At 69.3% G+C, this 20,342-nt stretch carries 18 protein-coding genes; 8 read left to right on the plus strand and 10 right to left on the minus strand.

The annotated features are described in order from the left end of the window. Window positions 1-516: zinc-binding dehydrogenase (locus tag ACFYZ4_RS28675; RefSeq protein ID WP_390785205.1), on the plus strand; the 516-nt coding region annotated here is incomplete at its 5' end. A 41-nt stretch (window positions 517-557) separates the two neighbouring features. Then, window positions 558-2,306 carry a 3-hydroxyacyl-CoA dehydrogenase family protein gene (locus tag ACFYZ4_RS28680; protein ID WP_390785206.1) on the plus strand — a complete coding sequence of 583 codons (1,749 nt, stop codon included), beginning with the start codon at window positions 558-560 and terminating at the stop codon, window positions 2,304-2,306. 121 nt (window positions 2,307-2,427) lie between these two features. Here the strand turns inward: ACFYZ4_RS28680 and ACFYZ4_RS28685 are convergent, their stop codons facing one another. From ACFYZ4_RS28685 to ACFYZ4_RS28700, 4 genes are read right to left on the minus strand one after another with little or no spacing between them, the layout of a single operon-like run. Then, a complete protein-coding gene (locus ACFYZ4_RS28685) occupies window positions 2,428-4,710 on the minus strand; it encodes an FAD/NAD(P)-binding protein (protein ID WP_390785207.1) in 2,283 nt (760 codons plus the stop codon). A gap of 51 nt (window positions 4,711-4,761) precedes the next feature. Beyond that, window positions 4,762-5,928, minus strand: a complete 1,167-nt coding sequence (locus tag ACFYZ4_RS28690; RefSeq protein WP_390785208.1) for a pyridoxal-phosphate-dependent aminotransferase family protein — start codon at window positions 5,926-5,928, stop codon at window positions 4,762-4,764. Beyond that, on the minus strand, window positions 5,925-7,049 hold the full coding sequence (gene aepY / locus ACFYZ4_RS28695; RefSeq protein WP_390785209.1) for a phosphonopyruvate decarboxylase: 1,125 nt from the start codon (window positions 7,047-7,049) through the stop codon (window positions 5,925-5,927). Before aepY ends, ACFYZ4_RS28690 begins: the two co-directional genes overlap by 4 nt. Next, a complete protein-coding gene (locus ACFYZ4_RS28700) occupies window positions 7,046-8,032 on the minus strand; it encodes an isocitrate lyase/phosphoenolpyruvate mutase family protein (RefSeq protein WP_390785210.1) in 987 nt (328 codons plus the stop codon). Before ACFYZ4_RS28700 ends, aepY begins: the two co-directional genes overlap by 4 nt. 347 nt (window positions 8,033-8,379) lie before the next feature. Here ACFYZ4_RS28700 and ACFYZ4_RS28705 point away from each other — a divergent pair, with 347 nt between their 5' ends. The 6 genes from ACFYZ4_RS28705 to fabG all read left to right on the plus strand — a co-directional run bounded on the left by ACFYZ4_RS28705 (window position 8,380) and on the right by fabG (window position 13,269). Continuing rightward, window positions 8,380-9,249, plus strand: a complete 870-nt coding sequence (locus ACFYZ4_RS28705; RefSeq protein WP_390785211.1) for a sterol desaturase family protein — start codon at window positions 8,380-8,382, stop codon at window positions 9,247-9,249. Between the two features lie 73 nt (window positions 9,250-9,322). Further along, complete coding sequence (locus ACFYZ4_RS28710) at window positions 9,323-10,000, plus strand: lysophospholipid acyltransferase family protein (protein ID WP_351286171.1); 678 nt, start codon at window positions 9,323-9,325, stop codon at window positions 9,998-10,000. Window positions 10,001-10,005: 5 nt separating this feature from the next. After that, the gene (locus ACFYZ4_RS28715) at window positions 10,006-11,178 is read left to right on the plus strand and encodes a beta-ketoacyl-[acyl-carrier-protein] synthase family protein (protein ID WP_351286173.1); all 1,173 of its coding nucleotides are present in this window, start codon (window positions 10,006-10,008) and stop codon (window positions 11,176-11,178) included. Further along, on the plus strand, window positions 11,175-12,158 hold the full coding sequence (locus tag ACFYZ4_RS28720) for a beta-ketoacyl synthase N-terminal-like domain-containing protein (RefSeq protein WP_351286174.1): 984 nt from the start codon (window positions 11,175-11,177) through the stop codon (window positions 12,156-12,158). Before ACFYZ4_RS28715 ends, ACFYZ4_RS28720 begins: the two co-directional genes overlap by 4 nt. Window positions 12,159-12,261: 103 nt before the next feature. Continuing rightward, entirely contained in the window at window positions 12,262-12,519 is a 258-nt protein-coding gene (locus tag ACFYZ4_RS28725; protein ID WP_351286175.1) for an acyl carrier protein, read from the plus strand. 3 nt (window positions 12,520-12,522) lie between these two features. Further along, window positions 12,523-13,269, plus strand: coding sequence for a 3-oxoacyl-[acyl-carrier-protein] reductase (gene fabG, locus ACFYZ4_RS28730; RefSeq protein ID WP_390785212.1), 747 nt, complete (start codon window positions 12,523-12,525; stop codon window positions 13,267-13,269). Window positions 13,270-13,322: 53 nt separating this feature from the next. On the opposite strand, the gene ACFYZ4_RS28735 is transcribed toward fabG, so the two are convergent. From ACFYZ4_RS28735 to ACFYZ4_RS28760, 6 genes are all read right to left on the minus strand, one after another. After that, window positions 13,323-13,979 (minus strand): lysophospholipid acyltransferase family protein, encoded by a 657-nt coding sequence (locus ACFYZ4_RS28735; RefSeq protein ID WP_384343611.1) that lies wholly within the window; start codon window positions 13,977-13,979, stop codon window positions 13,323-13,325. A 153-nt stretch (window positions 13,980-14,132) separates the two neighbouring features. Then, the gene (locus ACFYZ4_RS28740) at window positions 14,133-14,903 is read right to left on the minus strand and encodes an aldo/keto reductase (RefSeq protein WP_351286451.1); all 771 of its coding nucleotides are present in this window, start codon (window positions 14,901-14,903) and stop codon (window positions 14,133-14,135) included. Between the two features lie 53 nt (window positions 14,904-14,956). Continuing rightward, entirely contained in the window at window positions 14,957-16,189 is a 1,233-nt protein-coding gene (locus tag ACFYZ4_RS28745) for a cytochrome P450 (protein WP_384343608.1), read from the minus strand. A gap of 100 nt (window positions 16,190-16,289) precedes the next feature. Then, window positions 16,290-17,270, minus strand: a complete 981-nt coding sequence (locus ACFYZ4_RS28750) for a ketoacyl-ACP synthase III (protein WP_351286180.1) — start codon at window positions 17,268-17,270, stop codon at window positions 16,290-16,292. Next, complete coding sequence (locus ACFYZ4_RS28755; protein WP_390785213.1) at window positions 17,267-18,508, minus strand: flavin-containing monooxygenase; 1,242 nt, start codon at window positions 18,506-18,508, stop codon at window positions 17,267-17,269. The genes ACFYZ4_RS28750 and ACFYZ4_RS28755 overlap by 4 nt, the downstream gene beginning before the upstream one ends. Then, window positions 18,505-19,764 carry an acyltransferase gene (locus tag ACFYZ4_RS28760; RefSeq protein WP_351286183.1) on the minus strand — a complete coding sequence of 420 codons (1,260 nt, stop codon included), beginning with the start codon at window positions 19,762-19,764 and terminating at the stop codon, window positions 18,505-18,507. Before ACFYZ4_RS28760 ends, ACFYZ4_RS28755 begins: the two co-directional genes overlap by 4 nt. Between the last annotated feature and the right edge of the window lie 578 nt (window positions 19,765-20,342).

The raw sequence follows: 20,342 nt of genomic DNA on the forward strand, positions 1-20,342 counted from the left end.
AACGCCGAGGGCTACAAGTTCTGGAAGGACGAGCACACCCAGGACCCGAAGGAGTGGAAGCGCTTCGGCAAGCGCATCCGCGAGCTGACCGGCGGTGAGGACATCGACATCGTCTTCGAGCACCCCGGCCGCGAGACCTTCGGCGCCTCGGTGTACGTCACCCGCAAGGGCGGCACCATCACCACCTGCGCCTCGACCTCGGGCTACATGCACGAGTACGACAACCGCTACCTGTGGATGTCGCTCAAGCGCATCATCGGCTCGCACTTCGCGAACTACCGCGAGGCGTGGGAGGCCAACCGCCTGATCTCCAAGGGCAAGATCCACCCCACCCTGTCGAAGGTCTACTCCCTGGAGGAGACCGGCCAGGCCGCCTACGAGGTCCACCGCAACCTCCACCAGGGCAAGGTCGGCGTCCTCGCCCTCGCGCCGGAGGAGGGCCTCGGCGTCCGCGACCACGAGATGCGCGCCAAGCACCTCGACGCGATCAACCGCTTCCGTATGCCCGCGAACTGAGAACGCCGGTACCGAACGTTCCGGAGGAGAGTGACGAAGTCATGGCGAAGAAGTCATCGGTAGTGGGGATCGTCGGCCTCGGCACGGTGGGGGAAGCCCTGCTGGCCATGGTGCGGTCCGCGGGGTACGACGTCATCGGGGTGGACAGCGAACTCGACGTGCTGGCCCGTGTCGATCAGCGGATGAAGGCGGCGGACGCCGAAAGCGGTACGGAGAGCGGAGACGGTCAGGGCAGTTGGACGCTGACCGATGAGGTGGCCGCGCTGGGCGCAGCCATGCTGGTCATCGAGGCGGTACCCGACGAGCAGTCGGTGAAGATCGACGTGCTGCGGCGCCTCGACAGCGTGTGCCCTGATCGCACCGTGCTCGTCAGTACCGCGTCGTCGGTCGCGCTGGCCGGGCTCGCGATCGCCTCGGGACGCCCGGCCAGGACGCTGGGACTACGGTTCGTGCGCCCGCCGGCTCCCGGAAGCGCCGTCGAGCCGGTCGGGACGGCAATGAGTTGTGATGACGCCATTGCGGCGCTCGACGCGGTGGTGGCCGACAGCGGTCTGGCCGTCAAGTCGCTCGGCGCACGCGTCGGCGAAGACGCCACCCCGCTGGTCTACGCGTACCTCAACCGTGCAGTCGCCATGGTCGAGGCCGGCTACGCCGACCAGAGGTCCGTGGACACGGCCATGCGCCTGGGCTGCGGGCTTCCGGCCGGGCCGCTGGAGACCGTGGACCGGATGGGCCTGGGCACCATCCACGCGAAGCTGCTCGCCCTGCACGCGAGCACCGGCAACGCCGTGTACCGCCCTGCGCCGCTGCTCACCACGATGGTCGAGGCCGGGTTGGAGGGGCGAGCGGGCGGGCAGGGCTTCTACACCTACGACGCGCTCGGACGACCTGAGGACATCCGGCACTCCGTGACGAGCGCACCGGCGGGCCGCGCCGTCCGGACGGTTGGCGTGATCGGCTCGGGGACGATGGCACGGGGCATTGCCGAGGTGACCGCCTCCGCCGGCCTGCCGACGGTTTTGGTCGCCAGGGACCGGGCCAAGGCGGATCTCGCGCTGGCCGCGGTCGAGTCCTCGCTGGCGAAGTCGGTGGCCAGGGGCAGGCGGACGCCGGAAGCGATGGCGTCCGTGCGGGCCCTGCTCACCGCGGCGGACGACTTCGCGGCCATCGCCGACTGCGACGTGGTGATCGAGGCGACGGCGGAGGAACTCGAGGTGAAGCGCGCGGTGTTCGCGACGCTGGGGGGCGTGTGCCGCCCGGGGGCGCTGCTGGCGACCACCACCTCCAGTCTCTCCGTCGCAGCCTGCGCCGAGGCCTCCGGGCGCGACCACGACGTGCTGGGACTGCACTTCTTCAATCCCGCCCCGGTGATGAGGCTGGTCGAGGTGGTGCGCGCGCCGCGCACCAGCGATCAAGCCCTGAGCACCGCGAACGCCTTCTGCGCCAGGCTCGGCAAGACGGCCGTCCCGTGCGGGGACCGGGCAGGGTTCATCGTGAACTACCTGCTCTTCCCCTATCTCGCCGACGCGATACGGCTGTTGGACCGCGCTGACGTGCACCCACAGGAGCTGGATGCGGCGGTGGAGGACGGCTTCGGGTATCCGATGGGTCCGTTCAAGCTGCTGGACACCATCGGCCTCGACGTCTCGTTGGCCATCCTCAGGCGGCTGAGCGACGAGTTCCCCGTGCCCTGCTACACGCCGCCGGCCGCACTGGAGCAGTTGGTGGCCGGCGGCCATTTGGGCCGCAAGAGCGGTCAGGGGTTCCTTCGCACGCGAAGGAACCCCTGACCGCGGCTCGGCGGCCGGCGTTCTCGGGCCCCGACTTCAAGCCGGGGCCCGAGAACGGCCGGCAGATCGCTGCACCCGCGTACCGACAGCGTCTTCCGGGCCCGGCGACACCGGGGGCAGCTCAGCGAGCCGCTTCCGCCCGTGGCCTTGCGTCGTCGAACTGTGGCTGAGGCGACGGGTGCTCCCTCGCCGATCGAGGGGCGACCGTCGCCCAGAACCCCTCCAGCCAGGCCATGATGTCGTGCATCACGTAGTGGTCCGCATTGGGCCGCAGCGCCGAAAGCAGGAATGACCGCGCTCCCTCGGACGGCACGCCCAGCACCGTGACACGCGGATCAACGCTGCCGTCGGCACGCACCGGATGCCCCTGCGGGGTCAGGTCCAGCCCGCCCGGCACGAAGGTGTCACCATCCTCGGACTTGTTGATCCACAGCCGAACCACCCCGCGCTCCAGGAGGCTGCGGTACAGGGGCAGGGCGTCCAACCGCGGATCGAACGGGTGGATCCGGGCCTCCACAAGGACGTCGAGCTCGCGGGAGGTCCCCGTTCGGGGCCCCTCGACCCTCAGGCGCCCGTGCTCCTCGTCCAGTCGAATACGAGCACCGGGGCCCGTGGAGACGTCGACTAGGCCGTGCCGGATGAGCGCGGTGACCTTGTCCATGATCTCGGCGGCGGCCCCGTTGGCCAGCCTGTTGTGGTGGCGCACATAGCGGTCCAGGAATCTGCGCTGGGACCGTGGAACGAGTCCGGCGTCGTCGACGGCGTAGGAGATGACGGACCTGAGGTCACGCCACACGCCGTCCGCGGCTGCCTTGTGCGGGTTGCGCACGTTCCCGTGTTGCGCCCAGAGTCCGTCGTGCTCCATGAAACGCAGCACCGCGTTCCGCTGGTCGGCGGCGGTCCCCTGCGGTTCGACCGGGGAGACGGTGCGCCACCAACTGAACCGGTTCCCCCCCGGGGAGGTCTCGAGCCCCCACGGAGAGTCGCTTCCTTCGAGCGCAGGGCCCGGCGGCAGTCCGCGGTCGAGCCGGTGTGCCATTTCGCATGCCACGGAGGGGCCGTACACCGTCTCCACCCAGTGGAGCAGCACCTCGCGGACCGGCCAGCCCGCGCGCGCCTGCGCGGCCGGTACCGGGACGGTGCCCTGCAGCACCTCCGCCAGGAGGGCCCCCACCTCGCCGACGGCCTCGTCGACCGGTCCCACGAGTTGCTCGGGGTCCTCGTTCGCCTCGCGAGGCCCGGTGACGAAGGCCTCGGCGCACACCGCGGCCCCGCGTGTCAGGAACGAGTCCGAGGCAGGGCCGAACAGGGCGGCGTAGTGGAGATGTGCCATCTCCAGGACGGCCAGTGGCAGGACGTCCTGGTCGAAGTCGAGTTGGAGCTGCTTGCCCGAACCGTGCGCGACCGGTCGGCCTACATTGGCCCGCAGTCGATCGATGGCGTCGGTGGTGAAGAACCGTCCGGTGTGGTCTCCGGGGCCGCCGTCCCGCTCCTTGTGGTTGTCGGGCCTCGCGAAGGTGAACAGCCCTGCACCGCTGAAGGCGACGATGGAGGCCGGCTCGTTGCCGCTGGGCCGGTAGACCAGCCCGTCCACCGGGTCGTTGTGGAACGTGCCGCCGCGGCCCTCGGTGAGATAGAGGATCGCGTCGATCGCGGTGAGACCCATGCCGGCGCATCCGACGACCGTACCGGGGCCGCAGTGCCCGACGTCGAGCGCGACGTCGAGGGGATACGGCTGCGGTACGTACTGCGCGCCGGTGCGTTCGGCGAACTCCGCCAGCTGCCTGGAAGCGGGCACCCGCCGCGGGTCGTGGCTGGTGTGGCCGGTCAGCAGCACCACCGCGTCCGCCGGGTGGACCGCCGCCCCCTCGCCGGTGATCACGCGGAGGCAGTCGTCCGACGGGCGCACATCGACCACTTCGGCGGTGTGGAGCTGCACCTCTACCGCCGGGTGCGCACGCAGCTCTTCGGCGAAGGTGTCGAACATGTCGCGCAGGGCCAACCCGTGGACGTAGCGCTTGGGCCAGTCTCCCGGGCCGATGGCGAAGTCCGGCTCCCCGGTGCGGGCGAACTGGCGGCGGCACCACTCGTACAGCGTGGGACGCTCCGCCGCCTGCCGAAGCGGGCCGGCGCCGACGACGCTCTCGTCCGCCGCGAACCCGACCTGGCAGGCGATGCGGTTGAGATAGCTGGTCCGTGCCTGAGCGGGGTCGTGGGCCTGGCCCGCGCCGAACGCACCGGAGCGCTCGAAGACGTGCACCTCCAGCCTCCGTCCCGCATCCAGCCGGCCAATGGTCGCCGACAGCCTTTCCAGGAGGTAGGTGGCGCGTGGCCCGCCTCCGACCAGCGCGAGTTTGAAAGGCGGCGCGGGCTGCTCGGAGGCAGCTGCTTGGGCGGCGGTCACCGGGTACCTCTCTTCGTGGATGCGATCGTCCGCCGAGGGAACGACCGGATGTCAGCGATGGCGTTCTGTCATCAGGCGGTCAAGGGCGGAGAGGAAGGAGTCGATCTCCCCGGAAGTCATGCATCCCATGGTCGACAGTCGGAAGAACTCCTGCGCCAATTGCTCCTGGGCGCTGTAGATGACGAAGCCGTCCCGTCGCAGCCCTTCATGGAGTGCGGTGTAGGTGAGCGCCTGCGGGATGCGGACGGCGGTGAGCGCGGCGGCCCTGTGCTCCGGCGGCAGGAGGATCTCCATGCCCATCTCCTCCAGGCCGCTGCGCAGCCGCTGCGCAAGCCGCGTGTAGCGGGCCAGGCGGGCTTCACGGCCCTCCGCCAGCGCGAGGTCGAGTGCGGCATCGAAGGCGTAGAAGGCCGGGATGCCGGGTGTGAAGGCGGGAGCGGCTGCCTCTTCCTGTGCCCGGTAGTGCCTGTGCAGGTCCAGGTAGTAGGTGCGGCGCGGCCTGCTGCCCAGCGCTTCGAAGGCAGTTTTCCGGGCCGCGACGAAGCTCAGACCGGGTGCTCCTTCGAGGCACTTGTTGGACGAGCCGGCGAGCCAGTCGGGTGCGTCGTCGTGCAGGGAGAGGGCCTCGGCTCCAACACTGCTGACCGCGTCCACGACGACCTCGCGCCCGTGCGCGTGGGCGATCGTGGTCACCGCGGCCACGTCGTTGAGCATGCCGGTGCTCGTCTCGTGGTGCACTACGCCTACGTGTGTCAGCCCGGGATCCGCGGCCAGTAGCCGGTCGAGCGCGTCGAGGTCCACCGGTGTACCCCAACCGAGTTCCCAGCGGTGGGTCCGGACGGCGTGCGCCCTCGCGATGTGGTGCAGCCGCTCGCCGTAGTGGCCGTTGTCGATGACCAGCAGCCCGCCCGCCTCGGGGACGGTGGAGCTGATCACCGCCTCCACCGCGCTGGTTCCGGAGCCGGTGAGTACCACGGCCGTGTGGTCGTCGCCTCCCCCGCAGATCGCGGTCGTCTTGCGCCGTACCCGGGTCAGCAGCCGGGAGAACTCCGGTTCCCGGTGACACATGTCGGGTCCGGCGAGCGCGGAACGGACCCGCTCGTCGGTCATCACCGGACCGGGGTTCATCAGGACCAGCCTGCGCGCCTGTCCGTCGGGGCCGACGCCGAGGCCTTCTTCGGAGTGCACGCTCAGGCCCTCCGCGATGCCGAATGTCATGCGGAGATCGCCTCCATGAACCGGGTCGCCGAAGCGGGCGGGGACAGGGCCGGACGGCCGAGCCGCGGATCGGATCCGGAGGCGATCCGCACCCGGATCAGCTGGGGGCCGCCGGCGCCCTGGGCGGCCGCCACCGCGGCGGTGAGTTCGACGGCCTTTGTCACGTCATGGGCTGCTCGATAGCCGCAGGCCCGCGCGATCGCGCCGAAGTCAACGCCGGCGGAGGCGGTGGGCTGCCCACCGGTGGACTCGTAGGACTCGTTGTCGAGCAGGATGTGCAACAGGTTGGGCGGCGCCAGACGACCGATGGCAGCCATGGCCTCCAGTCGCATGAGCGCCGCGCCGTCGCCGTCGAGCACCACCACGTTGCGGTCCCTGGCGTGCAGCGCCACCCCGAGGGCGACGCTGGAGGCGCAGCCCATCGAACCGACCACGTACAGGTTCCGCGCGCGATCCCAGTCCCGCTCCAGCTCCCGGGCCGTCTTGCCGGTGGTGGCGACCAGGCAGCTGGCCGGGTCCATGCTCTGTACGACACGACTGATCGCCTCGGCGCGCAGCATCAGGCCGCCGCGCTCACGGGGCGGTGGGGAGGCGGCGTACGGGGCGACGGATCCCTTGGGAACGACGAAGGCGAAGGGCAGCCCGGTGGCCTCCATATGGGCCTTGGCCTCGTCGAGCCGTGCCGCCAGCAATGCGGGTTCGTCGGGGAGGATCTCGTTCCTGATCCGCATGGCCGTCAGCATCTGAGGGGTGATCTCGCCCATCAGCTCGTGCTGCGGCTCGTCCGGGGAGCCAGGCCGGCCGCGCCAGGTGACGAAGAGCAGGACCGGGAGCCGAAGCGTGTGGCACAGCGAGGTCAGCGGGTTGACGGCGTTGCCGAGTCCGGAATTCTGCAGGATCACCACCGGCGTGCGCCCGGCGAGCCGCGCACCGGCGGCCACCGCCACCGCCTCGCCCTCGTTCGCGGCGATGAGGTACTCCTGCGGATACCGGTCCTGAAGACAGCTGATGACCGGTCCCAGGTACGAGCAGGGCACCCCGGTGAACGGCCCGAATCCACGCTCGCGCACCAGGTCGACCACGGTCGTCGCGTCGAGGCCGAGAACGGTGGGTGCGCTCATCGCTGCGCCGCCCGCTCGGAGCCGACCGGCGTGAGGTCCTCCTCGTGCCCGGATTCATAGGCGGCGATGAAGCGGGCCTCGTTCCGCTTCTGCTCACTCATGCCCTGCAGCTCGAAGACGGTGGCGAGCGGTGCGATCCGCTCCTCGAGCCCAGTGGTGCGGCCGTCCTTGAGAATGGTCCTGAAGGTGTTGCTGACTGCGGTGATCCCGGCGCGCAGGCCGTGGTTGGCGTAGATGACCATCTTGGCCCCCGCAGCGCCGAGTTCGTCGGCCGTGATGGTGTGGTAGGTGGTCGGCACGACCACCACGGGCGTCGGCTGCTGCCACGAGTCGAGGAATTCCAGCACCGGCTCCGGCGAGTCGCTCTTCGCATGGATCAGCACCGCGTCGGCGCCGGCCCGGACGTATGCCTCACCGCGCCGCAGCGCTTCGTCCATGCCCTGCCCGGCGATGAGCGCCTCGATCCGGGCGATCACCACGAAGTCCGGGTCGCGCTGGGCTTCCTTGGCCGCGGCCAGCTTGCCGCAGAACTCGCCAATGGGGGCGAGCTCTTGTCGGCCGGGGATGAAGCTGTTGACCTTCGGGAAGCGCTTGTCCTCGATCGATATGCCGGCGATGCCGGCCGCCTCGTAACGGCGGACCATGTTCATCACGTTGTGCGCGTTGCCGTAGCCGGCGTCGGCGTCGGCGATGACGGGGGTGTTGACGGTCGCCGCCATGGCCCCGGCCACCGAAAGCAGTTCGCTCATCGTGAGGATGTCGGTGTCCGGTACGCCCTGCGATGCCGAGATCTCCAGACCGCTCGACCAGACGCCGTCGAAACCGGCCTGTTCGGCGAGACGTGCGCCCAGCGGATTGTGGGCGCCAACGATCCGCACCACACCCGGGCCTTCGAGGAGAGCGCGAAGGCGGGCTGCATTTCCAAGGCCGCCGTAGCCGGCCCTTCCGTCGTTCTGCTGCTCGATTCCTGCTGTTTCATTCATGACGGTTCTCCCGCTGCACGAGTTATCGAAGAGGAGTCGCAACGACATTGTGAGTCGACGCGCGACGAGCAATGCCCGGACGATTATCTGTGATGGGAGAGCGGCTGGGCCCTTGCCTGGCGAGAGCTTACGGCCAGTCGCCCCACCGGGAAACGAGAACAAGGCCCCACGGCATCCAGTCTTAAGTGAGGGTTTAGCAGCACGCCAGCACAGCGAGTAGGAGTGGTTTAAGGTCGTTGTGCAAATATGGCTGAGGAGCCGCTTCACAGGGTTTATCCGCGCGGTGCCAGGCGATTGAAGGGATGGCGATGTTCGACCAAATAGTGGAGCGATTGCACGACCCGGCCGTGTATTCCATACCGGCAGTGGCGCTGCTGATCGCGATCGAACTGGTGGCCATCAGGTTCAGCGACGACGAGGAACTGACCGGCTACGACCTCAAGGACCACGCCGCCAGCATCACGACCGGACTGGGAGCGCTGGGGTGGTCCACCCTCATGCGCGCCGTGGCACTCGGGCTGTACGTGCCGGTCTACGAGTACGTGGCGCCCTGGCACCTGTCGCCGTCCTTCTGGGGCACCTGGGTGGTGCTGTTCTTCGGGGTGGACTTCCTCCTCTACTGGAACCACCGGGCGTCCCACGCAGTCCGGTTGATCTGGGCGGGGCACCAGGTCCACCACTCCAGCCGGTACTTCAACCTCTCCACGGCACTGCGCCGTAAGTGGGCGCAGTGGTTCGAGAAGATGATCTGGCTGCCGGTACCGCTGCTCGGGGTGCACCCGGCGCTCGTCTTCGCCACGCAGTCCGTCCACCTCCTCTACGGGCTCTTCGCCCACACCGAGAAGATCGGCAAGCTCCCCAGGCCGCTCGAGTTCCTCCTGGTGACGCCGTCGCACCACCGCGTCCACCACGGCATCGAGCCGGAGTACCTCGACAAGAACTTCTCCAGCATCCTGATCATCTGGGACCGGATGTTCGGCACCTTCCAGCCCGAACTGGGACGACCCACCTATGGGCTGACGAAGCAGATCGACACGTACAACATCTGGAAGATCCAGGTGCACGAGTTCGCCAACATGATCCGGGACGTCCGTCAGGCGCGCACCTGGCGCCACCGCCTCGGCTACGTCTTCGGCCCCCCGGGGTGGAGCCCCAGCGAGACGCGACCGAACGCGGTCGCCGGGTCCGCCTCCGGTACGGCAACGGCGGCCGACTGACCCCGCCCCGGCACGACGCATCCTTCACGGCACGACGCAGCACAAGACTCAGAGGGGACCGATGTTCCGTTCGATGTTGAGGGCCGTACTCGCCCTGCTCCTGCGCCTGGTGTTCCGGCCGCGCATCAGCGGCCTTGGGAACATCCCGGCCTCCGGTCCCTGCATCATCGCGGCCAATCATCTCTCCTTCTGCGACCACGTCCTGATCTCCCTCATGGCCAACCGACCCGTCTGGTTCATCGGGAAGGCCGAGCGGCTCGACGGCACGGGGCTGCAGGACCGGCTGCGCGCAAAGCTCCTCTTCACCCTCGGCTTCGTCCCGGTGAAGCGTGACGGCGGAGCGGGCGGTGTGGACGCCCTCAAGCGCGCCGAAGAGGTGCTGCGTGAAGGACGCATCTTCGGGATCCACCCCGAGGGCACCCGCTCCCCCGACGGGCGCGTCTACCGCGGCCGTGCCGGGGTGGGCTGGCTGGCGCTCGCCACCGGCGCACCGGTGATCCCCTGCGGGCTGGCCGGAACCGACCGCGTGCAGCCGCTGGGCAGGCTGATGTGGCGGGTCACCCGGTTCGACATGCACTTCGGTTTGCCCATGACCTTCCCCGAGTTCGCCGGGCGCGAGGGCGATTACAAGGTCCGCCGGTCGGTCACCGACTCCGTCATGGAACAGGTGCACACGCTCGCCGGTCTTGACTACGTGCACCGGTACGCCCCCAGGAGCACGCCCGCCGCCGAAGCGACCGCGGGAGGCTGACGGACATGGAGGTCTTCGTCACCGGCCTCGGTGCCATCAGCTGTCTCGGCGACGGCCCCGAGGCCTTCTGGAAGGGCCTGCAGGCCGGCCGGAGCAGCCCCACGCCCGTGGAGTCGCTGACCGGACAGGTCCGCGCTCCCCTCGCCTACCAGGTCCCGCTCGCCACGGACGCATCGGTGCACGCCGAGGACGACGCCACCTGGGGCCGGGCCTCGAGGTTCGCCGTGCACGCCGCCCGCCAGGCGGTCGTGGACGCGGGCCTGACCGACGAAGAGGTCGCCGGCATGGCCGTGGTCATCGCCACGGCCATAGGGATGTGCGAGGAACGTGAGGACGCCTTCCGCGCGGGTGTGCCCGACGACGCGGTATGGACGCCGTCCTTCTCCGTCGCCTCGGCTGTCGGCAATGCGCTGGGCTCCTTCGGGGCGAACATCAGCGTGAGCAACGCCTGCGCCGCCAGCGGCTACGCCCTGAGCGTCGCGATGGACATCATCCGGCGCGGTGAGGCGGAGACCGTGCTCGTCGGCGGGGCCGAAGGAAGCGCCGGTGTGCCGATCGCCGCCTTCAACCGGCTGGGGGCGATCGATCCGGACGGCTGCCGCCCCTTCGAAGCCGACCGCAAGGGGACCGTCTTCGGCGAGGGCGCGGCCATGCTCGTCGTGCAGTCCGCTCAGGCGGCGGCGCGCCGCCGTACCTACGGCAGGCTGTCCGGCACCGCATGGAGTTGCGACGCCTACCACACCACCGCGCCCGACCCGGGCCGCCGCCAGTTGGTGCGTGCGGCGCGGGAGGCGCTGCGGGACGCGGGGTGCGGGCCCGAGGCGATCGGCTGCGTGATCCCGCACGGCACCGGGACCCAGCAGAACGACCTGCTGGAGTCGGAGACCCTGCGCGAAGTGCTGGGGCCGCGGTGCGATTCCACGCCGCTGTTCAGCCTCAAGGCCTACATCGGGCACACAGCCGGTGCCGCGGCCGCCTTCAGCGCGCTCTCCGCGGCCCTCGTCCTGCGGCACGGGCAGGTGCCGCCGAACATCGCCCTGGCACGGCAGGACCCGGCGTGCGACGTGTGGCTCCCGCAGGGCGGCCCGACGCCGCTGCCCCGACCGGGTGTGCTGATCAATTCCTATGCCTTCGGAGGCAGCAACGTGTCGCTCGTGCTCGACGGAGGAGTCCCGTGATCGCGCGACCCCAGGTCGCCGAGGCGGCGGTCAGCGGCGTCGGGGTCACCGTGCCGCCCGTCGGCGTCGAGCCCGGTGAGGCCTGGTTCGACCACAGATCGCAGTTGGGTCCGCGCGGCTACAAATACCTGCCCGAGGCGTGCCAGTACCTGCTGGCAGCGGCCAGGGCGGCGGTTGCGGGCAGCGACGGTCTGCTGGAGCCGTGTCCCGAGGAGCGGCGCGGCGCCGTGGTCGGGACGAACAGCGCCGTGGCGGAGTTGCACTCCGTCATCGACCGGACGACTCGGACCGAGGGGGCTGACTTCGTCAGCCCCATGACGGCGCCCTTCTTCTCGGTGAATCTGGTCGGCGCCCGGCTCTCCACCGAGCACCTGCTCAAGGGCTTCAACCTGACGGTCACCTCACCACGGGTGGCCGGCGTGGAGGCGCTGCACCTGGCCGCCCACGAAGTGGCGGGCGGGCGGGCGGAGGTCGTACTCGCCGGCGCGACCGAGGCGCCCGATCCCTATGCGGCGGATGCGCTGCCCGAAACCGGCGCCGCCGTCCTGGTACTGCGCCCTCGCGCATCGGCCGGGCCGGGGACGACGCTGTTGCGGTCGTGCCTGCTGTTCCTGCCGCCGCGTGCGCTGTCGACGGCCGCAGGCCGCGAGCGGGCGGAGCGGATCGTGGTCTCGGCCCTCGACGCCGTTACGGCGGGGCTCGACGGTGCCGACGCGATCGACGTCCGCCTGGTGGCGGACGGATCGCCGGTCGCACGGGCCGTCTCGGCCGCGGTCCGCGGCCGGAGGGGACCTGACGTGCCCCCGGCGACGGACGTACCGCGCGCCGGGTCACTGGAGGCCGTGGCACTGCTCGCCGAGGGCGTCCGGTCCGGTGGCGGACGAGCCCGGCTGGTGGTCACCGCGGCCAGGGAAGGCAACGTCGCCATCGCCATGACGACCACCAAGCCGCTGCCCGACCGACCACCACAGGCCGGCTGAAAGCCGAGGGCGCACCGCCCTTCGCGCCGCAGGGCGGACCGCCCGAACATCCCGTCGCGCGGCACCCCATCACGTAGCACACGATATGAGAAAGAGAGACGACATGGTGCAGCAGTCCGTCGCACTGGACCTCGAGGACCTCCGCGAGACGATCGCGAACATCCTCGACATCGACACCGCCGAGGTGACCGACGACGCCGACTTCGTCGAAGAACTGGACATGGACTCCCTGCTGGCGCTGGAGATCCTGGTCTCCCTGGAGCGCAAGTACCAGGTCAAGATCGGGGAGGAGCACATGCAGGAGGTCCGCTCCCTGCGGAGCACCTACAGCCTGCTCGCGACCAAGCTCGAAAGCGCCTGAACCATGGCTGAAGACACCACCCGTGTCGCCGTCGTCACCGGCGGGTCCCGAGGCATCGGACGGGCCGTGGTGGAACGGCTGCTGGCTGACGGCTACCACGTCAGCTACTGCTTCCAGACGGCGTCGAACGCGGCCGAGGAGATCGAGAGCCTTGCCCGGGCGCACGGCGTCCGGGTGTTGGCCGCCCGGGTCGACGTGGCCGATGAGGCGGCGGTACGCGCGTACCTGACGCAGACCGAGGAAACCCTGGGGCCCATCGACGTCCTGGTTTCCAACGCCGGGGTCATCCGTGACGCGCCGCTGCTGAGGATGCATGCGGACGACTGGAACACCGTCATCCAGACGAACCTGACGGGTACCTACAACGTGTGCCGCGCGGCGATCTTCGAGTTCATGAAGCGGGGTACCGGCAGCATCGTCACCATCTCCTCGGTGACGGGCGTGTACGGCAACGCGGCGCAGACGAACTACGCCGCGTCAAAGGCCGGGATCATCGGATTCACCAAGTCGCTGGCGAAGGAGGTCGGCCGGTTCGGCGTGCGCGCCAACGTCGTGGCGCCCGGATTCATCGCGACGGACATGACCGACTCGGTGAGCGAGGCGGTTCGCGACAACACGGTGAAGAAGATCCCGGTCGGGAGACTGGGGACCCCGCAGGAGGTGGCGGAGGCCGTGGCGTTCCTCGCGTCGCCCCGCTCCTCATACATCACCGGACACGTACTGCACGTCGACGGCGGAATCCCCGACTGACGTACGGCGAAGGGCCCGCGGCCTCACGGCACGCGGGCCCTTTGCCGTACAGGTCAGCCCTGCTCCTTTACCTTCGCCGCGTAAACGGGCACGTACTCCTGGCGGGAGAGCTCTGCGATGCGCTGCGTGATCAGGTCGGAGACGGCCCTGCGGGCACGGGCGTCACCGGCGGAGCCCTCGTACGCGGAGAGGTCGACGGGCTTGCCGAAGGTGACCTTGACCTTGGCCGGACGCGGAAGCGCGCGCCTGGGCGGCAGGACGCGGTCGGTGCCGCTCATGGCCACCGGCACCACCGGCGCGCCGGATGTGAGAGCCAGCCATGCCACGCCTGTTTTGGCCCGGTAGAGCCGGCCGTCCGGGGAGCGTGTGCCCTCGGGGTAGATGCAGAAGATGCCGCCGTCCTTCACCACCCGAAGACAGGCGTCGAGCGAGGCCACGGCAGCCCGTTGGTTCTCGCGGTCGACCGGAACCTGCCCGCTGCCCTGCATGAAGGACGAGATGATCCGCATCGGCCAGGGGCCTCCCGCAAAGTATTCCGACTTCGCCATGAAGGTCACCTGCCGATCCAGCACCAGCGGCAGGAATGTGGAGTCCACGATGGACAGGTGGTTGGACGCGAGTATGACGCCGTTCGACCGCGGCACATTTTCCAGGCCCACGGCTTCGAGTCGTACCGCGGCACGCAGCATCGGTCCGGACAGCCGCTTCACGTGCTCATACATCATCGTCTTTTTCCTCTGTGACTCGTCTGATCTGCGCAGCCCTCGCCACGCGGCGGCTCACAGCCGGTACTACCGCCGTGAGCCGCCGCGTGCGCGCCGTGACAGCGCTCTTGCCCTTCGTCCGCCGCCGAACGGCGGCCTCTACCCGTAGTCGAAGGTGTCGGGATCGGGTCCTTGCCGCTGACCGGTGTCGAGCGACGCGATCCTGGCCATCTCGTGTTCGTTCAGGGAAAAGTCGAAGACGTCGAAGTTTTCCCTGATCCTGGCGACTGCGGACGATCTGGGGATCACGAGGTTGCCGAGTTGCAGATGCCAGCGGATCACCACCTGTGCCGGCGAGCGGCCGTGCGCCCGGGCGATCTCGCCCAGTACCGGCAGGTCGAGAAGGCCCTGCCCTGAACCGAGCGGGCTCCACGCCTGTGTGGCGATGCCGTGCGCGGCATGGAACTCGCGCAGCTGCGCCTGCTGGAAGCCGGGGTGGAGCTCGACCTGATTGACGGCGGGGACCATGTCGCAGCAGTCCATGAGCCGGCGGAGCTGGCCGGCGGTGAAGTTGGAGACGCCGATCGCGCGTATCCGTCCCTCGGCGTGGAGCTTCTCCAGGACACGCCAGGTCTCCAGGTACCGGTCCCGCAGCGGAAGCGGCCAGTGGATGAGGTAGATGTCGACCCGGTCCATGCCGAGCCGTTCGAGGCTGGCGTCGAAGGCCCGCAGCGCCTCGTCGGTACCGTGGTCGCTGTTCCAGAGCTTGGTCGTGACGACCATCTCGTCGCGCGGAATGCCGGACGCGGCCACGGCGGCGCCGACGCCGCGTTCGTTGCGGTAGCTCGTGGCGGTGTCGATGCCGCGATAGCCGGCCTCCAGTGCGGTGCCCACGAGGGACTCGGCGTCACCGTCCGGGATCTGCCACATGCCCAGACCGAGCCGGGGGACGTCCAGACCCTGGTTGAGGGTCACGGTGGGCTTCACGCACCGGCCTCCAGCCCGAGGTCCACGGGCAGCGAGTAGCACCCGTGGAGATGGGTCGTGGTCCGGAACCGGATTTCCTCGTCCGGGATGGCCAGCTTCATGTTCGGGTAGCGCGTGACGAGTTCCTCCAGGACCACTTCGAGCTCGAGCTTGGCGAGGGTCGCCCCCAGGCATACGTGGATCCCGTGGCCGAAGGCGAGGTGCCGCGGCGTCCGGGGCCGGTCGAGGTCGATCGTGTCCGGCTCGGGGAACGCGGACCCGTCCCAGTTGGCCGCCTGGACCGAGGCGATGACGCCCTCGCCCGCCCGGATCGTGACCCCGCCCAGTTCGATGTCCTCGAGCGCCGCCCTCCTCGGCGAGTCCCGGGCGATCGAGTGGTATCGCAGCAGCTCGTCCACCAGGGCCGGGATGACGGACAGGTCGTTGCGCGCCCGCTCCGCCAGATCCGGGCGCTGGATCAGCGTCAGAGCGCTGAGCTCGATCATGTGCGCGGTGGTGGAGAACCCGGCGAACAGCAGCAGTGCCACGAACGACACCAACTCCATGTCGCTCATGTCCGGGTTCTCGGTGATCAGTCTGCTCAGCAGGTTGTCGTCCGCCTCGGCGCGCTTGTCCGCGATCAGCTTGGTCACGGCGGACAGCAGTTCGAGCTTGGCCTGGTCGCGCTCGCTCGACTCCAGGTCGTCGTGGGCGAGGACGAGGCGGATGTTCCGCTCGAAGTCGGCCAGGTCGTCGGCGGGCACGCCGAGCAGCAGGCTGATCGCGAGAGCCGGGATGGGGGTGGCGAACTCGGTGACCAGGTCGACGGGTTGGGGCAGCGCCTCGATGGCGGCACACCGCTCAAGGGTGATGCGCTCGATGTCAGGGCGGAGCCGGCGGATGCGCCGGGGGGTAAACTCGCCCGCCACCGGTGCGCGCAGCCGGGCGTGCACCGGTGGATCCGCGTGCGTCATGCTCAACGGCAGGTCGGTGCCTCCCGGCAGGTTCCACCGCGGAAAGCCGTCGGCTTTCGGGTTGGCGCTGAATCCCGGGTGGGTGAGGACCTCCCGTACGAGTTCGTAGCTCGTGGCGAGCCAGGCCGGCTCACCGTCGGGGAGCACCACCTGCGTCAGCGGAGCGGTTTCCCGAAGCGATGCCACCGACTCCGGCGGGGCGTAGGGACACCCTGCGGGCGCTCCCTGCGGCAGTCGCGGAAGGTCGGTCGGTCCGGTGCCCATGTCGTTCGTCATTTGCCTCACCTTGAATCCTGGCCGCCGCCGAGGGGACGGCGCACGCGGTGACGCGGGCCGGCGGCTGCGGCAGCCGTGCTTTCCGTAGTTGCCTGCCGGTTCACCACGTGATCACCGTGGCGCAGGCCGCGGTCCCCCCGCCGAGTCCGGCGATCATCACGCGGTCGCCCCTCGTGATGCGTCCCGCTCCGGCCTCGATGGCGAGCGTCAAGGGAATCGTGGCGGCACCCGTGTTGCCCCACCGGTCCGCCGTCACTGCCACCTTGTCCATGGGTACGTCGAGCCACTTGGCGCAGAACTCCACCATCCGGCCGCTGCCTTGGTGAAATACGAACCGGTCTATGTCCCCCAGCGCCACGCCGGCCTCGGCGCACGCCTGGGCCGCCACCGGGGGGAGTGCGGACTCCGCCCAGGCGACGACCCCCCGCCCGTCCATTTCGAACCGGTCCGCCAGGGGGTCGTGCGTGGTCCGGAGCGGCAGGCTGCTGCCGCCGCCGCGTACGCGCACCAGTTCCACGTGCTCGGCCTGGCACCTCGCCACCACGCTGACCCCCTCGGAGCCGGCGGGCAGGGCGTCGAGGATGACCGCGCCCGCCCCGTCGCCGAAGAGGCTCACGGTCCTGCGGTCCCGCGGGTTGAGGATGGTCGAGTACTTGTCGGCGCCGATGAGGGCCACCGGTCCGCGCCTGCGCCATCCGTCGGCAGCGCCCAGGCCGTAGAGGAAGCCGGCGCACACCCCGTTGACGTCGAAGGCCGGTATGTCCGTCAGTTTGAGTTCGGCGAGGACGAACGCCGCTGTGGGCGGCTGCGGCTGGTCTGGGGTAGAGGTGCAGACGATGACGGCGGCCAGCTCGCTGCCGCGCAGTCCGGCGTCCTCCAGGGCCATGGTGAGAGCCCTGGCCGCCATCGTGGAGGTCGACTCTCCGTCGCCGGCGTACCGGCGCTCCTCCACCCCGGTGCGCCCGGTGATCCACTCCGGGGTCACGTCGCACCACCGTGAGATCGTCTCATTGTCGATGCGCCGATCGGGCACGTACCAGCCCAGCCCGACGGCACCCAGCTTCCCCGGCCTTGTCTTCATCGGTATGCCTCGTAGACCTTCCGTAGAGTGCGTGCGGTGATCCGGCGTCCGGCGACCTCCGGACCCGCGAGGTCCGGAGGTGCGCCGGAACGGGTGCGTGAACTCGGCAGGCTGCGCGCGACTGCTGCGGCCTGGACTTCGGCGCATTTGACCGCCGAGTCACCGCAGCGGAAGCGGTTGAGCAGATACAGCCCCGGCGATCCCGGTGCCTCCAGGGACAGGCCGAGCCGGTGCCGACTCAGCGTGTCGCGCACGTCGGAGGGCAGGTGCGGGGAGGCGTCCTGGAACCCCGTCGCCGCGATGACCGCGTCGAACGTGTCCTCGGTGCCGTCGGCGAAGCGGACGGACTCCTGTCCGAGGGCAACCACCCCGGTGCGCGTGTGCAGGCGGCCGTGGCTGATATGGGGGAGAAAGTGGTCGCTCAACACCGGCGTCGAAATCGCGAGCGGGCTCTTCGGGGCCTCCAGTCCGAAGGAGTCGTAGGAGCCCACCACCCGGCGGACGACTGACTCCCCGACTGCGGCGATCATGCGGCCCACCAGCGGGGCGTGGCTCAACCCGCCGCCCGACTGGTCGATCGGCTTGCCCAGCAGCACCTTGGGCAGGTACCACTTAGGGGTCCTGATGCTGATCTCCACCCGCGATGCGGCGGTGATCAGCTCGCACGCGATGTCCACGGCCGAGGCGCCGTTGCCGATGACGAGGACTCTCTTCCCCCGGTACGGCTCGGCGTTCTTGTACTCGGCGGAGTGGCTGAGCGCGTACGCCGGTTCGGCCGCACGCGGCACGTCCGGCCACACGGCATCGACGTTGTGGCCGGTGGCGTCAACGACGGCGTCGAACTCCTCCTCCGTCACGGCTCCGGCGCGGTCGTGCCACCGCACGAGCCAGCCACCGCCCTCCCGGGCGGACACCGAGTCCACTCGGCACTCCCAGTGGCGCTGCGGGCCCTGACACTCGGCGGCCACTTGGGCGAGGTAGGCCGAGTAGAGCGAGTGGTGGACGAAGTGCACCGACGGCTCGGCCGGGATCGCCGTGCCGGTGAAGGCGCTGCGCTGCCGTGAGGTGTTGAGGAACAACGTGTCGTACACACGGCTCCGCTTGGAGGTGGTGTTCCACAGGCCGCCGGCCTCGGGGTCCTCCGACACCCAGTGCACGGACCACTCCGGAAGGTGCCGTGAGATTTCCCGGACGGCCGCGATGCCGAAGATCCCGGAGCCGATCACGCAGACCTTCACAGGCTCGACTTTCCCGCGGACTCCGGTGCGGCGAACATCGGCGAACCCTTCCGGGACCGATACAGCCCCTTGGCGAAGTCGTAGGCCGGAACCTCGATGTACCGGTAGATCGGCACCGACAGGAGAATCACGAGGCCGAAGTAGGCGAGCATGATCAGCACCTTCCACGCCGGCTCGCCGAGCGTGGACGTCGAGACCCCGAACAGGGACGACAACCAGCGCATGACGAACGGCTCGGACGGCAGGACCACCAGAAGCTGGATCGCGTACATGCCGTAGGACAGCTTCCCCAGCGTCACGAAGACCTTGCCGCGCAGCAGCGACCAGCGGCCCGCGAGATCGGCCTGTGCCAGGGCGACCACCAGGAAGGGCAGGGCGACGAAGCCCACCGCCGTCCGCTGGAGCGGACCGTCACTGTACGTACCGATCACATAGGCGACGGCGCACCAGGCCCACGCCCACCTCTGCCGGATGGTCGGAAGCACTCCCCGGTTGAGGAGGATGCAGCACACCATCCCGACGAGGAACTCGAGGAAGCGGTACGGCGGGAAGGGCAGGGTGAGCCAGTAGACCAGGTCGCCGCCCTGGGCCCCGGTGCTGAAGTACTCCAGGCTGCCGCCCGACGTCTTCACCGTGAAGTAGTGCATCACGTACAGCGGCAGCGCGAACTCGAGGAAGACGGCGGCACCGAGAACCCAGTACAGGGCCCGCGAGGTCAGACGCTGCACGACGAACAGCGCGAGCGGGAACAGGAGATAGAAGAATGCCTCGGTGCTCAGCGACCAGGTGACCGGGTTGATGCCGGTGTAGATCTCCTGGAAGGGGACCCACGACTGCAGCAGTGTCAGGTGCAGGACGATGTTTTCCGTGGTGATCGGCATCCCGAGCACCACGATGGCACCGATGGCCAGCGCGGTCGTGACGAAGTAGACCGGATACAGCTTCCCGACGCGCTTGGCGCAGAAGTTGGCGAGGCTCGTCCCCTCACGTGTGGTGAGGGCCAGGACGAAGCCGCTGAGGATGAAGAAGCTGCCCACCGCGAAGTTCCCGCTCATGGTGAGGAAGCGGGGGCGCGTCAGCGGGGCGAACTCCAGGCCGCCCGTCGGTCCGAAGACGAACTGGAAGGTCGTGAAGTGAAAGCCGAACACCAGGATCGCGGCCAGGCCACGCAGCCCGGTCAATGAGTCGAGCAGCGGCGGTGCGTGCGGTCGCCGGGCAGGACGCGATTCGGCCGTCGCCTCTGCAGAGGTCAGCATATTCACCCACGTATCTCTATCGATTGTCTCTCATGCGCCGGCGATCGCGCGCCCGGTGCAGCATGTGGCTGATGAGTCGCGACGACACGCTCCCACGCCGGGCGACCACTATGACCAATGATTCGGGACCGTTTCAAGGCCGCCGGGCTTGGCTTTATCGGCCTCATTGGTCGGCTTTAGCGAGAGGAGTAGTCCGTCATTAGTGTGGCCATTCAAGGACTTCTCGCCTCGCCGTCGTCCAGGCTCCAAAGGCGGCTGCGACAAGGCTCCGACGCAGGTCACGGCGGTGGCGCCGCGCCTGGTGGACCGCTTGCCCCGGCCGTGGAAGGTGCTCAAAGCGCTGTACGGCCGCGGCAAAAGCCTGATTCATAGGAAGGCTTATCACGGCTTTTAGTGCAGCGTGCTAATTTTCGTTCAACGCATTGGAGAGAACCGGCTGCGGGGCCGTCTGGCGTCGCCGAGAGCCGGAAGCCCAATGATCTGTGAACCAGGAAAGACGGAGGGGCGGGACGACCGTGTCTGCACGGCATGAGGCTCCGGGGACAAGCGAAGGAAATCAGCGGAAGGGACTGCGGACG

The organism is Streptomyces sp. NPDC001513, from assembly GCF_042894695.1.
Taxonomy (GTDB): Bacteria; Actinomycetota; Actinomycetes; order Streptomycetales; family Streptomycetaceae; genus Streptomyces.